Here is a 14498-nt window from a genome sequence, read left to right as displayed (position 1 = left end):
TATGTCCGAACCACTCAATCCTTACGCTCCAATCGAATCGCGCTCGGCAGTCGATTTTGCCTCCGGTACTCCGCGAGTCCGGTGGTGGCCATCGTTGGTATTCGGGTTCTTCTTCGGTACCGCTTTACAGTGGGCTGCCATTTGGACCGGTCCTCGGGAAACAGAATTCCCCTACATGGGAGGAGCACTCCTGGGCTTCTTAACCGTATTGGCCTATCGGTTCTCAACACTGAGGGGCAATGGCTGGCTGCTTGCGGTCGGCGTGATGCTTGGCAATCTGAATGCATTCTGGTGCAACAAAGGTCCAGTGATGCTCATTTATTGGGGAGCATCGGGGAACTTTGTTCCGTCTTGGGGGCATGCTTTGTTGGCATTTGTTTTGGCAACTTTAGTTTCACACGGTTTTCTTTCGTTTGTCTTCTGGTTGGTCAATCGGTACAACTGCCGAGCCCCGGATTCATAGTCAAGCAATCGACGAACCATCCGATGCAACCGAGTCGCGGTAGTGGGGTGTCTTGAAATGGAAGATCAACCGTCGCCGCTGGCTGATCGACTACGTTATACGGAAAAGCCTAAGTGGAGTTTCTTGTGTCATGAAAGTCAGCGAAAGCGACGTTGCGGGAACACGATGCATAATCGCCGGACTCGTGTCGGCCAAGGACAAGGATGCGCCCCAGCACATAGACGAAGTTGAAGCGATGTTGACTCGACTCGGCGCAACTGTGGTCGGTCGTGTCGTTCAACGTCGCGGTGTATCAAGCGCTAAGAAACCTGGAGGGGTCACAAAAATGAACGCGCCATTACGTGCCGCCACGATTATTGGTGCTGGCAAAGTGGACGAACTTGCCGCTATGGCTTCCGATCGTCAGGCGGACACTGTCATTTTTGTAAATCCTCTCAAGACCTCGCAAGAGTCTCGACTTAAGGAGATCACGGGTTGCAGGGTTCTTTCGCTCGGCTGACTCATACCGAATCGCCGTGTAACCATTCCGTTGCACACGAGCGGGCGACAACGCGATCTTGAGAGCTAAGCACATTAGAACCAGGGGTCGAGAAAAGGTGTCGGTGGAGATAAGGTGTCGTTCACCTTTTCTCGTTCACCTTTTCTCGTTCCCGCGGATTCAGGACTCGATTTGCAACGCGGGCGAAACGGGCGGTACAATCCACGGATCAAACCCAGCGTCTCGGATACCGCCAGCGTTCGGAAAACAAAGGCTACTTAAGTTGCGCAACAATCTAATCCCAATAGCAGCCGCAATTGTCACTCTCTCTGCATTTGCAATTGTGAATGCAGACGGTCAACCCTTGCACTTACTCCGATTTCCTCTCCAGTCTCGCAATCCAAATCTTCCGTCGTTTCAGGACTACAAGGTGCCGCAAGAACGCGTCTTTAACTCTGGTGGAGGGAACTGGATACATGGCTGGCCATTCGCGGGACTCTTTCGTATCGGTGTCTATCCTGTAGGCAAGAAAGGTCAACCATCGGCAAGATCTTTTCCGGCCCCCTTTGCGGCATATTCACGGTGGCCGTTTGACAATTGCCCTTGGGACCATGTAAACGTCTACGCTCTACTACTTAATGCGGCATTAGCAATATTCGTGACGTGTGATACGTACGTTTGGGTCCGGGACGGGGGCCTGACTCGATATCGCTTTTCAATAACATCGCTGTTTGCCGCAACATTATTCGTGGCACTTTTAGTGACTTGTCGCAAGCTTTTTCTAGACACGCATGACATCTACGAGATGACAGCGATCTTGATTGCTTTGTCGTGTACCATAGCGGCTCTAATACGCGTTCCCAGCAGACTCGCGTCGATGGGACGTGAATTGCGGAATCATGCCAATCAGCGAAGAACGGCGTGACGTGTTTACAAATGGAAACCTCAACGGCCATCTTCGGTCAGCTCCTCCGATTCCACAGACCTCATGCCAAGAATTCGCTACAGCATTCGCTCGCTCTTGACGGCGACCATCTTCGCGGCTGTTCCGTGTGGGGCCTATCTATGGATTGAGTATCCTCGGCTCATGTTGATACGCGAGGTTGAATCCAATGGAGGGCGTATTGAGTATGCGCCTTGGTCACTTCAACGCCCTTTCTTAGGTGCTCGCGTAATGCATGTGACAGTTCCAATCAACGCCTACGACAATTTAGACGTATCGAGGCTGGCAGATTTGCCTGGACTTTCGAGTTTTTCGACGGAGATATACGAGGGATGCTGCGGAAGCTGCAATCGCGACGGCCTTGAACAGACCCTTGCGATTTTGGACTCGAGACGCGACTACCGAATGTCGGTATACCGGCTACTTCCGACGTCAATCCGCGATCGCCCGCGTACTCTAACCGAGTCAGAATTCTACGCCGTTTACGACGCCTTTTTGAAGTCCGAGAGTCATCACGCGAATGGCGTTTCTGCCGCTGGCCTGTAGAAGTGGGATCTCGATGCGATGGTCAGGAGCGTCAGTGGTCAGCAACTTGACATGGAAGCCCAACTCCCGATGCCTGCACATCGCGTTGGCTCCGCACTGATCTAGGGAAGTACAGAAGGGTCAGGATCCTTCACGTAAAGACATGCTAAACGGCTCTTGACCCTTTTGTCCTCTGGGGCCACATCGTGGACGTCGCCGCCGAAGGATTGGCATTTGCGCAGATCAGCAAGCTCGATACAGTGCTTCCCAGCCTCACCCCCTTTCTAACACTACGGAGTCTGAGATGAGCAAATTGAAACCCATCGTGCTACTTGCTGTCGCGGTGATCATCGCTTTTTCATCAGCGACACTCTTGGCGGATAAACCGGCCGATGAGAAAGTTCAAATCGTAGTCGAGCAATATCGAATTGGTGACCTGCCCGTCTGGACAAAGGACGGACATTTCGACAGTGAGATTTTGATGATGTACCTGCAGACGACAGTTGCTCCCAATACGTGGGAAGCTCGCGGCGGACCGGCAACAATGGCACCTTATCCGCAAAACGCTAGTTTGGTCATTCGTGCTCCAATCAAAACTCACGATGCTATCAAGAAGGTTCTCAAGCAGCATCGCGGACAATGAGCAACGCTGTGCACGGATGACAGCATCAAGCAATCAGGACGCCGATCAAAATTCCCAGCAGCACGACGGCCATGAACAGACAAGTCGCAGGGGAAACAGCACCATTTGATTCTTGGATCAGACCTCAATGTCCATCGCCGACAGTTGGGGGGGTGTTGAGATTGGTTAGACAGGTGCCCTGTGTCCACCTCCTGTTGGAGTCCAGGCTTCAGCCGTTCAAACCTGTTTCGATGAGTGATCAGATCGGCTGAAGCCTACCACCCCAACGGTTTTCGATGAGTGCTCAGATCGGCTGAAGCCTGCCACTCCAACGGTTTTCGATGAGTGCTCAGATCGGCTGAAGCCTACCACTCCAACAGTTTTCGATGAGTGCTCAGATCGGCTGAAGCCTTCCACTCCAACGGTTTTCGATGAGTGCTCGGATCGGCTGAAGCCTGCCACTCCAACGGTTTTCGATGAGTGCTCAGATCGGCTGAAGCCTGCCACTCCAACGGTTTTCGATGAGTGCTCAGATCGGCTGAAGCCTTCCACTCCAACGGTTTTCGATGAATGCTCAGATCGGCTGAAGCCTGCCACTCCAACGGTTTTCGATGAGTGCTCAGATCGGCTGAAGCCTACCACTCCAACGGTTTTCGATGAATGCTCAGATCGGCTGAAGCCTACCACTCAAACGGTTTTCGATGAGTGCTCAGATCGGCTGAAGCCTTCCACTCCAACGAGGCTCACTAAAAACTCGGATTCACGAGGCTGCTGTTCCCCAAATCCGAAAAAAAAGAGGCGACGGTGGGATTCGAACCCACGAATAAAGGATTTGCAATCCCCACGTCAGCTCTCGCCAGCAAAGGCACTAACCCTAGCTGCCGTAAGGATATACGGCTTCCAGATTCCTTGCAAGCGTCAGGAGATCCGAGCTATTTTCGCGCCGTTTCAACACCGTTTTTCGGTGCGCTTCTCAGTACGATGAACAACTCGCCCTGGGAAAGCAGATCTCCCCTTTCAATAGCACCACTTTTGCGAAAGCTCACATGTTCTGGATGAGACACAAGCGTAAATTGCCAAACTTTAGATTCCAGCGAACTGCTGCCAAAGGCAACGTATTCAACTTCGTCAATGTCAAGAAAGGAAAACCATAGTTTGCCATCGCTCGAACCAGTTTCATGGAAGAGAACCTGTCGTCCCAGGAACTGTGAAATTGCTTCTTGAAGGTCTTCTTTCATAGCTTGGCTCGAACATTCAAAATAGCCCGTAGGCAAGGTGCATTTAGACTGGACTGCATTGAGAAGGAGACAAGCTCCATCCTCGAACGTCATCTAATCACAGGATCGTCATCGATGGATGGATGGGGAACCAGGAAGAAAAATGCGACTGCTGCCATCAGAAGGATGAGCAACACAAAACCTCCGTCACCCTCTTTGCGAGGCTGCTCATTAGAAAGGAGGTAGTGGTTATTCTGCGCCGCGTGCTGTTGCGTCGGTTGAAAACAGATTAAATCGTTCATCCCTGGCAAACTAAAGCAACCGACGTTAATCCTCAAGCAGTAGCGAAACGATTTTTCCAGAAACTCCGTTTATATCAACCAGTTTAGTTAGTCTGTGCGGATAACGGGACTTACTCTGGTGAATCTGCTTCTTGAACCGAGACACCCTCTTCTCTTGCGATCAATTCTCTTGGTTTCTTCTTTGAGACCCGCCAAGTTTCAAGAAAACTGGAAAATAGTGACACAAGGGTACTGACGTCAGAGTTATCGAGTGCCTTGTTTCCGTTGGTGGGATAACCCTCCCCACCCCTTCTCCCTGACTTTCCAAACACCGGGTTGAGGAAGGAATGGAGACACAAGCTAACTAAGAACGGATCAGTCATTCTCCTCCAAACCCTAGTGCGTCGCTCTCGCTGCGTCACGTAACGCAGGAATGGCTGGTATCAACGTTACCTAGCCCAGACCTCTTTGTCCGATTGGTTGTTGAGAGTTGGGCCCTTCCGGGGCGACGGTTCACCTCACAAATCGCCATAAATGCACTTTGAACCAAATTCACCCTGGACGCAGCAACATGCATGTGCATTGCCGCGCATTGAGTGGTCAAAGCGAGCGGCGAACTAAACCCATCGAGCGGTTCACTGAAGGATAACCGATCAATGCGATCAACCTTCGGCACCAGATCGCTTCAGCATATCGATCGAGAACAACCAAATCGCAACGGGCCCTTTCATTCCTTCGTTTCGAATTTCAAATCGCGGATTCAGATGCTTTCACAAGCGCCAACCCAAGCGCCGTTTGCAACTGAGAAATCCGACCATTAGCGCGTTGAAGACTTGCTGCCCTACGACAGCCGGTTGAGATGCGCAAAGAGGTGCGTGAGCACACCGCATGCACCTATGTGAAGCGCCAGCGCGAGCTAGCGCGTTTCTTTCCCAAATGAACGTTCATTGGGATCTCCTTCCGTTTCAAGCTCATACCAAAATGAGGAAACAAAATGTCACTTTCTGATGTTCTAACACTCTCCCGACCGTCAATCCCAGAAGAGGTAAAGAGATGCGAAGTATGGCTCCGCACTCAAACTATCAGTAGATGGCGAGGACTACACTCGGGAACGATGAAGCACTATTTGTTTGATGTGCGTCACGGATCGATGCTTCAAGCTTTACTAAACCTTAACTGGCCGGTGAAGCAGGTCGGTCGTTACTTGGTGGTTCGCTAAGAGAGCTGAGTGCGCTAAGTTTACGATTCTAGCCGTTTCGCGATTCTTGGAGCAACTCAAGCCACCTAGGATCGCATGCGGCTGTAGGGGAAAATTTTCGACGGTATGTTGAGGGCCGGTCGCCAAAATACCGTTTTGCACATTTCGTCACCGAGCTCTCTGTTATTCAACTCAAGCTGAATCAAACCAAGCTATTACGGTGGTTTAGCTAATCTGCGACCTCATGATACATACCCTCCAAAATGACTATTGACGCACGTCTTCCACAGGTTTTGAAGGAAAGATCTGGGGACAGTCGACCATGTTAAGGAACCTAAGCCAATGTTTTTAAGACTCCTTCTTTTAACAGCATTGCTCTCAATTCACCAATGCGTGGCAGCAATGGCCCCCCGTCAGTGCGAATGAACTTTAGATTGGAGAGACCAGACAAAGAATGCGCAGAGCACGCGAAATCGCGCGGCTCAGCCAGTCATTTCTGAATACGAGAATGGCGAGCGAAACCCCGCGCTGCTGACGATCTACCGTTTAGCCAATGCAATAGGCGTCACACCAGCCGAGTTGGTCGACGACCTGTAGCTCATTGATTGACAGCAAACGCAAAGTGTGGCCATTCAGACTGTTGAAGAACGTCTTGGATAGACAGCCGCTGCATCGATGCCGACCTTCGCGAGCTCGACAAGCACTGCGATGTTAAACAGATTGCTGTCGCGGATGGGCATGGAAAAGGAGGAAGTGCCGTCGGCCAGATGCGTCCGCTCGGGGCAAAAGTCAAACGTGATCCAATCGACGGCACTGCAGGTATTCTAATCTAGTCGGAGTTCTTGGGTTGCTGCTCAAGTCATCCTTCCAACTGTCGAAGCCGACGCGTTCGTCAGCCATCCTGCAAATTGGTTCTCTGCATAGCAAATTGGACATGCTCTGGTCGATCTTCCAAATCGGCGTTCAGCTGCGCAGAGATTGATTGAGCTGCACCGCTTGAATTTTGGACAAAGAGAAGCCGCGGAGATTGTGATCCGCATCTCGTTTATTGGGTGATCCGTCATGTTTTCACCTCGTACTGATTTGGCACGTGAAAGATGTAACAGTATGGGGGCACGGCCGAGGTGGCTTGTTTGTCAGGCGTTTCAAGCTGTAGCCCTTTGTGGCACCAGCCCAGGATTCCGTCACTATTGTTCGTAGCGTCAACGCCGGAGGCACGAATCCGTGCAATGCATATTGACCCGGCCACATTTTCGGGCACTCATTGATAGTCCCGACAATTCGCGAAGTAGATCCAGATTCTCGCATTTTGTGAACATTCCAGCCTTGGTCGTTCGTTGACACTCGTTCGTCAACTCAACGTTCGCGCCGAGATCATTGAGCAGCGACTGAAGTTGCACCATTAGGCACGGGTAAGTAGTTCTGGTACTGGCGATACCAATTCTTATCGGGAGGCAATGCTAGCCCAACTTCCCCAGCGAAATGTGCCTGGAGCGGTAAAAGCCGGGGTTTTCTTATAAAAAAGTTGGCACTACATTTCCGTGCCAAAGAGACGGCTGGGCAGTTTGAGGCCCAGTCGATCGAGCGGGATCGATTGATGCTCACTGGGTCGCGAAACGCATCGGCGGGGCGCAATCCAACAAAAGCGTCGTTAGAAACCCGTAAATTGCGGGATCAAGTTGCGGTGCTATGAGAGTTTTCACTTTTGCAGCTTGTCTCCACTGGAGTCCATTGGTAGCCATCGTATGCTACCGTCCGCCGGAATTCCGCAAGCTCCACCATTGCTTTGTCCCATTGATCTGGGATCACTTGGCTACGAACTTGGAGCATCGATTCCGCATTCTCGGCCGTCCAAAACATCGCGTTGCTTTTTAGCCGTAAATTGATCACCCGGCGGATCCCGCTTTCGATCGCACCACTGCCGCACGGCAGACCGCGAGAGCGAAACGAGACGTAGCTCAGCCGACCTGCCTCACCGTGGTGGCGAAGGTAAGAGGTTTCCGTATTCAACGCGTCAATCGGATCATCTTCCCGCTGAAGTGAAGACAGCTCCTCAACCACACGACGCCATTGGCCATTTCGCAGAAGCGTACGGTGCTGACGGTAAAGGGGATTTCGCTCCTCTTTGGATAAGCCCAATGCGGCCAACGCAAGCGATATGTGATGCACTGCATGGCAACAATCCAAGACCTCGACCGTTTCGACGTTTTGCAGCCCCGCCATTTTGATGATCCAGCTGACGCGGTCCCAGATCCACGGCGCTCCGTCAGCAACAAAAGTCACGCTCAACGCTTTGGCCGCCCCCAACCGATGCAAATGCATCGCTATCACTTCAGCGATTGCATCGGGACCACGGAGCGTGCCATCGATCGTTGCTTTCGTCTTCTTTTCCATTTTGCCGTACTCATCGTGGATGAAGATTGTCACCAGTTTCGGCTCTCGCCAATCCGTCTGATAAGTGCGCTTTGGAACCTTGCGTGAGCGGCCCGGGGAGTCCTCGATCAAAAGGCCATCGTCGTCGACTTTCTCACTCGTCTTGAGCTTCTTCCTCATTGGGCCACGAATCTTCATTCTTCCGCCGTCGATTTGCACGGACACTCGCTTTCCGGCCAATTCATCTCCCACGGGCAGCTTGCCTTGTCGCATTTGCTCAATGCGGTGAGTACGCAACGCTAGAAGCCCCTCGCCGCATTGATAGGTCACACGTTTGACAGTCTTGGCATCGAGCTGGACGCCGTCACGTAATAGTTCTTGATGTGCAAAACTGATCGAAGGGCAAAGCGCGACTTTTCGGGCAACTTGACTCTGCAGGGCAGGCGAAACGGCTTTGCCAAATCCAAACTGTGCCAGTGTGAGATCGATCCCCACTCGGGGTTTGTCGTCTCGTCCGAAACGCTTCTTTTTGGGGGGACAATAGAGCGTCGTTACCCATAAAAACATTCCTCCCAGGAGCCTCACAGCGATCGTCCTTTCACGCCCCTTTGCGAGCGGACGGGAATAGTTCTTGCGAGTCTGTTGCTCGGCCCGTTGAAGCTGGTCGCTGACCATCGTGATCGCCAGCAATCCGGCAACGAGCATGTCAGCGCCGCGTGCGAAGGATTGATGAACCGCTCTTTCGATCTGTTCGAGTTGACTTGGCGATTGGTCCAGAGATTGCTTCCAATGAGGAATCTGGCTATTCAACTCCCCGAGGAAACGGCCAATCATTTCCTCGGCAGATTCGATCTGCTTGCCTTCTGGTCCGTCCATGGTCGCGCCTCTTGTGTGCATGTCGCATCCTTGCGCTGTATTTGAATCGATCCTTCCAAAGGAGGAATTGTACGAAACTCAACGCAACAAAGAGGGACCACCTTCGACGAACTTCACGAAAGCTATTGCCAGCAAAAAGCGTCGACGAAATGGGATTGCACCCCATCGGCGACGGATTTCATGCCCCGCCGATGTCGGAAGGACGACGTCCATCGGTCGGATTTCAGATAACTCCTCAAGCACCCGACGGGGCTCGTCTCCCAACCCCGCGCGAGCACACAGCCTACCCAAACTTTTCAACAGAACGTACGCGAGAAAACAGACCAACAAGTGGGCCTCCAAACGGTCTTCCTCCTGATGCCAAATTGAACGCAGTTGCAAATCTGTTTTGTGAATTCTGAATGCATTCTCCGCCTCGCTCAGTTGCGTATAGGCCCTCCAAAGATCCTCATCTTTCCAATCCGTTACATTCGTCCGAAGTAGATAACAACCTGCGCTGAGCTTCGCCCAATCCGTCTCTAAAGTGATCTTCTTCCAGAGGATTTTTGCGGCACCACTTTCGTCCGCTTTCACCACCACCTCAAACAGTTTTGCCGCGCGAGTGTTTTTGCCGAGAAGTTTACCGATCTCTCGTTCCACTTTCTGAACATCGCGATTCTGTTTCAGGCAACGCTCGGTCATCGTTTTCAATCGAGCTTCAATCTTCTCTTCGCTGCGACGAAGAATCGCTTCGTCTTTCTTGCGACGATCAGCCGAACGACACACAACAAAACACTCGCCCGCGGCGAGATCGTCGCGCTTACAAAGTTTGACTTCCAGGCCACCACGGACTTCGTGCCAGTCCTTTGCCAACAGCTCGGCTTCAAACTTCTTGAGCATCGACTTGGGCGTGCCAATGATGTAGCGAAAATTACCTGCTCGGAAAAACTTCAAGTTGTCTTCGCTGACCATTCCGCGATCCATGACCCACACGCGATCGGCGACGCCATACTGTTTTTCCATCGCCTCGACGATCTCCTCGACCGTTGTCACATCTTCCGTATTCCCCGAGAAAACACGGTATCCCAACGGCATTCCACATCGCGACACGACCAGGCCGATACAGACCTGTTTGCAGTCCGGTCGCTTGTCGCGAGAGTGTCCTCGTTACGCTTTCGGATTTGCCTCGGCTTAACCTTCAAAGTAGGTGCTTGTAACGTCGTAGAGCAGCAGGTCGTACTCCAGTTCGAACAAGTCTCCAAGTCGATCTTTTAGATGCTTTTCCAAGAGTTCTTTGTGAGGCAAAAGATGGTCAAGTCCTCGGTAGAGCCGGTTGTCATCAACGCGTGAGATGGGAACTCCAAGTAGGTCAGGTAGTGCCGTTTTAGGATACCATCGTTCAGCGATGTAGAGTTCGCTGGGAGGATCGCAAAGTCTGGCGATGATCAGCAGCATCGCGGTCGTTGCCCATGGAACGGTTTCTTGCCCACGCGGCATAACGTGCTCGAAGAATTGATCGAGTTTGAGTTTTTCGATCAATTGGATTGCCAACCAGGGGGCGCCAAACTGCTTGCAGTTTTCGACGCGAACGTTTGCAGCATCGACGGTGACCCATTGTGGTTTTGGGGCGTCGAAGAGCTCGAGTTGCACTTGGCCTTTGTTGTCTTGTTGTTGATTCTGACATTCCGCAAGACTGTCGACGTTAACACGTCCTTGCTCGTCGAGCTTGCCAAGCCAGGAGACAACTCTTTGCCTTGGTCCTCTCTCGGTGCGATAGGACTCGGCGAGCGCCCATTAGGCGTGTCGCTTGCCGTTCTTGTTTCGAAACTTTTGCCGAATGAACATGCCAGGATGTTAGGCATCGCAGCAGGGTACGCCAGCTCAAAAGTCGTCACTACAACGCAGGTTGGGACAGAACACGAGAATTTGGGAAAGCTGAAAAACAGCGGCAACCAAATCTGGCCCCGAACACCCCGAAAATTATCGAAAAAAAATCTCTCAACGAAAACGTTGGGGAAGTTGGGCTAGGCTGAGCGAAACCAGACAGTTCAAGGCCAGTTGAGCTATCTGACCAAGCCGATTCGCCGTTTCACTTTAGTGCAATAGGCTGCATTTTTGACCTGTGAACGGAAACGGCCAAATGAAATTCGGTCGTATTGCCTCCATGTGAAACAATAACTAGCAAAGGTTCAGGACAGGCGTAGTCTTGACTACCGGCAATGCTTTGCATTTGCAGTTTGTCTTGCGGACTTGCGGTTGGAACTTGTGCGGGGTGGTAGTGCCACTCGCCAAGGTAGTATGCCTCGTTCTTAGTCCACAATCGATCCAGCAATTGCTGCAGGCCGTTCACCCCACGGTCAAATGCACTACTGGTTTGCCTTGAATCCGGTGGAGGCCCTGTAACGATTGTAACCAGCGCACATGAATCAGCTTCGACGTATCTGCCTAGCAGAATACCGCCCGTCTCGATGCTTCCTGCGTTTCGGCAAAACGATATGAGTTCGCCCTGCTGCTTCTCGGGAATCTGCAGCCCGAATTTTCCGCACTCGGACCAATACTCATAGGGGAATAGCACTATGCAGCTCCGCGCCGGATAATACCGGAGAATCCGCCTTCATCGATAACTTGCTCTAGTACAGCGAAATTGCCCTCTGACAAACCAGTGCACCATGCTTCCAGCAACTTTATTCCGGCCGATGTTAACATCCAAACATCATCAATGCGTGCTGGAAAGGCTGAGTGCCAGCACCCGATGCCCTGATGCAACAACTGGCCATCGTGTTCGCTCGCATCCTGCTCAAGAAATGGAGTTACTTTCGACGCAAAGTCCTTAGGATCGAATTTACCAGACGGGTTTGCGTAGAAGTACAGCCTCTTGGCTGCATAGCCGAGCGACAGTGACACAATTTGCTTTTCATCTGTCCAGGCAAACGACGCCAGATCACGAGTTACCTGATCATCGCCGGTGCAATCAATGACTAGGTCTGCCTCTTGGAGTTTCAGATTCTGTTGCTGCGTTTGCTTAGGAAATCTCGCATCGATCGCTGTACAGGCCGAATGTGGGTGGCCTTTGTTCAGTCGAGTTGCCATCGCGACCGCTTTGTTCTGTCCGAGGTCGCTGATGTCTAGGAGGTGACGGCAAAGATTCCCCTGCTCCAAATCGTCATAGTCCACGATTGTGAGTTTGTGCGCCCCTGCACGACACATCAACTCAGACAAAACCGACCCAACCGCGCCGGCTCCAATGATCGCAATTCTTTTGTCACTCAATTTGTTTTCGAGTCGTCCTCTGATGGTCAAATCGTCTTTGCCCCAGCTCTTACCGGTTTGCCAATTTATCGTCTCGCCGTTTCCGACCAACTCGCGCCGATCGCGGCGCCAGTAACCTTCATCATTGGGGCGAAATCCCTTGGCAAAATTGATGCCAAAGGAAACAGGGGGTAGGGCCAGTGGCTGCCAGTGAATCATTGACGGTGCTTCGCCGATTCGTTTACTGACAGGGATTCCAACAAGCAGGAATCGTTGGTACCCGTCACGGATCAGACGAAAGCAATCGCGGAGTCTTGTGTCAATGTTATCACCATGCGCTAGAAAAACCCGTCTCATTTCCTTCCAAGTCGTGGGAACTTGATACGGCTCAAGCACTGGTAGGAAGTCGGCCAGTGTCCAGATCGCAGGCTGGATAGTTCGCTTGGAATGGCAAATTTCGACTCCCCAATCGCATTCCATAATTGCGTTTGACTTGGCATCAAAAAAACGCCGTACCGCGAACGTGGGCGCGGAATTCGGGCCGACCGCCACCAATTCTGCTGATCCATAGTTTTGAGTGGCAGACTGCCACAAGGCGAAGGAGTCAGCGTTCTCATTGGTTGCAATCGTGTGGTCCGTCATTTTAGGCGAGTAGAAAACAGGCAGCTCGAAGTAGTCACCTTCATCCAGGAGCTTGCCTTGGCTTGCCGCCGTCAGCCACTCGACTGCTTTTTCGATGTACCACGCCAAACGGTTTTTGTGTCCGATGGGATCGGCGTCATATGCGTCACGCCTGAACACGAACTGCGGTGCTTTGATGCAAATGTTCCCGCTTAGCCTATCCCCAATGACCAAGCCATTGTAGTTCTGGTGAGCAAATGTTCCGGCCAAGCCACCTTCGACGGCAGGGTAGAAATCAATAGTCCCATAAGGATGCTGTTCGTCTAGATAGATAGACCAATTGGTTTTGGCCGGCACCAGCTCCTCGTTACCGGAATCAATTGTGATTGCTACGGTGATCCGCCATCCCAGCCGCTCATCCCATTCCAAGTCGCGTAGCAACTCGGCCTGACCGAGCGATTCCACGAGCCTTCGGCCATACCTAAGTCCATCGGTTGGTACTGGGCGTGTCGCGCTCACGCGAAACGCCCTCCATCAATCGTCGTGTTTTTGACGCGAGGCGTGTAGCCTCCACCGCCTCCCGTCGACGATCCACCGCCGCCGCCATTGTCCGGCGGCTCAGGAAACTCATCACCCAATAGTTTACGCCAGAGGTTCGCGCTTCCTTTGACCGTGTCGGCATCGAGAGCTTCTCGCGCAAGAACAGCGGCGTCCTTCGAGAGATCAAGAAAGGCTGAAAAGTCTTCAAACGAAACGCGTTTAAGAACGTCGTGACCCATGACTCCTCGGTCCCAAATCTGCGGTTTGATCCCCATTTTGACGTAGGGTCGATATCGTCGCTCCATCTCTTCAAATGTTTCGGCCACCCCGGCGGCAACGTGTTGAATTCCGTCAGGGCAACAATCACCGATCATGTGTTCAAGCGGGTAGCTCTTCGGATACTTGGGCGTCGGCTGTTTCACCTGACGCCACCGTTTAATTGCCTTAGCGACGTTCACGAAGTGCCCGTTGGTCAGTTTGCTCTTCTCCCAGGTCCAGCGAATCTGCTCCAGCGGGTGCGTGTCGCCCCACGAATTTGCGTCACGATCGGGAATTCGCAGCGGCTGAGTCTTCCAGTCCGGAGCACTGGCGGCCTTGGTGAACTGATTAAACTGATAGCCGCTTCCTTCAAGGATAAGACTGTTGTACGTCAGCGGATTGCCAAGATCAGGGATGTCTGGAAAGTCCCATTCAAAAACCTTCGCGTTCGCCATCGCCTGCTCTTCTGCTTCCGATGGCGCGGAAGTGGGAACGAGATCCAGCGAAATGTCGCTGTCGACATTGATTCCCCAGGATCGCCCCTGACGCTGGTATTTTCCCTTGTAGTGCTTTACCAAAAACGGTCGGAATTTTTCCAGAGCCTCTTCGGCGGTGCAATCGTTTTCATGAATTTTGGTCACCGCGATTATATCGACGTCGCAGCGACTGCCATCGGTGGGACGATTGGCGGTGAATCGACGATAGCTGCCCTGAATGAAGGTCGATACGATCAGCGGCCCGAGTTCTTCATCCGCACGCAGCCGATCGCGTAACTCAATGTGTCGCTCTTGCATTTTCTTCCGCTGAGCTTCGGTTGGCCGGATGGCGGAAAGAAAGTCTGCGAAATAGGAAGGCAATTCCATGGTTGGAAACTC

10 protein-coding genes and 1 pseudogene are annotated in these 14498 nt (G+C 52.2%); 4 read left to right on the top strand and 7 right to left on the bottom strand.

The window, feature by feature from the left end; translation table 11 throughout:
• The first annotated feature begins 1 nt into the window (after nt 1).
• The 3 genes from Pla52nx_RS17215 (at nt 2) to Pla52nx_RS17205 (ending at nt 3052) form a co-directional block, all read left to right on the top strand.
• Nucleotides 2-463, top strand: a complete 462-nt coding sequence (locus Pla52nx_RS17215; RefSeq protein ID WP_146522105.1) for a hypothetical protein — start codon at nt 2-4, stop codon at nt 461-463.
• A 130-nt stretch (nt 464-593) separates the two neighbouring features.
• The gene (locus Pla52nx_RS17210; protein WP_342190177.1) at nt 594-962 is read left to right on the top strand and encodes a hypothetical protein; all 369 of its coding nucleotides are present in this window, start codon (nt 594-596) and stop codon (nt 960-962) included.
• Between the two features lie 1751 nt (nt 963-2713).
• The gene (locus Pla52nx_RS17205; RefSeq protein WP_146522107.1) at nt 2714-3052 is read left to right on the top strand and encodes a hypothetical protein; all 339 of its coding nucleotides are present in this window, start codon (nt 2714-2716) and stop codon (nt 3050-3052) included.
• A 911-nt stretch (nt 3053-3963) separates the two neighbouring features.
• On the opposite strand, the gene Pla52nx_RS17200 is transcribed toward Pla52nx_RS17205, so the two are convergent.
• Nucleotides 3964-4269, bottom strand: a complete 306-nt coding sequence (locus tag Pla52nx_RS17200) for a hypothetical protein (RefSeq protein WP_146522108.1) — start codon at nt 4267-4269, stop codon at nt 3964-3966.
• A gap of 1950 nt (nt 4270-6219) precedes the next feature.
• Here Pla52nx_RS17200 and Pla52nx_RS32960 point away from each other — a divergent pair.
• Complete coding sequence (locus tag Pla52nx_RS32960) at nt 6220-6324, top strand: helix-turn-helix domain-containing protein (RefSeq protein WP_146522253.1); 105 nt, start codon at nt 6220-6222, stop codon at nt 6322-6324.
• A gap of 1077 nt (nt 6325-7401) precedes the next feature.
• Here Pla52nx_RS32960 and Pla52nx_RS17195 read toward each other — a convergent pair.
• The 6 genes and pseudogenes from Pla52nx_RS17195 to Pla52nx_RS17175 all read right to left on the bottom strand — a co-directional run bounded on the left by Pla52nx_RS17195 (nt 7402) and on the right by Pla52nx_RS17175 (nt 14486).
• The gene (locus Pla52nx_RS17195) at nt 7402-8976 is read right to left on the bottom strand and encodes a hypothetical protein (RefSeq protein ID WP_146522109.1); all 1575 of its coding nucleotides are present in this window, start codon (nt 8974-8976) and stop codon (nt 7402-7404) included.
• A gap of 78 nt (nt 8977-9054) precedes the next feature.
• A pseudogene (locus tag Pla52nx_RS17190) lies at nt 9055-10110 on the bottom strand (IS1634 family transposase); the annotation flags it as partial.
• Nucleotides 10111-10146: 36 nt separating this feature from the next.
• Nucleotides 10147-10605 (bottom strand): hypothetical protein, encoded by a 459-nt coding sequence (locus Pla52nx_RS17185; RefSeq protein ID WP_146522111.1) that lies wholly within the window; start codon nt 10603-10605, stop codon nt 10147-10149.
• Between the two features lie 439 nt (nt 10606-11044).
• A complete protein-coding gene (locus Pla52nx_RS32955) occupies nt 11045-11530 on the bottom strand; it encodes a Mov34/MPN/PAD-1 family protein (RefSeq protein ID WP_197454900.1) in 486 nt (161 codons plus the stop codon).
• Nucleotides 11530-12423, bottom strand: coding sequence for a HesA/MoeB/ThiF family protein (locus Pla52nx_RS17180; RefSeq protein ID WP_342190176.1), 894 nt, complete (start codon nt 12421-12423; stop codon nt 11530-11532). The genes Pla52nx_RS32955 and Pla52nx_RS17180 overlap by 1 nt, the downstream gene beginning before the upstream one ends.
• A 917-nt stretch (nt 12424-13340) precedes the next feature.
• The gene (locus tag Pla52nx_RS17175) at nt 13341-14486 is read right to left on the bottom strand and encodes an SMODS domain-containing nucleotidyltransferase (protein WP_146522113.1); all 1146 of its coding nucleotides are present in this window, start codon (nt 14484-14486) and stop codon (nt 13341-13343) included.
• Nucleotides 14487-14498: the final 12 nt, after the last annotated feature.

The sequence above is a fragment of the Stieleria varia genome, assembly GCF_038443385.1.
GTDB lineage: Bacteria > Planctomycetota > Planctomycetia > Pirellulales > Pirellulaceae > Stieleria > Stieleria varia.
The sequence above is the reverse complement of the archived record's forward strand: the minus strand, read 5'-3'. Positions and strand labels throughout refer to the sequence as shown.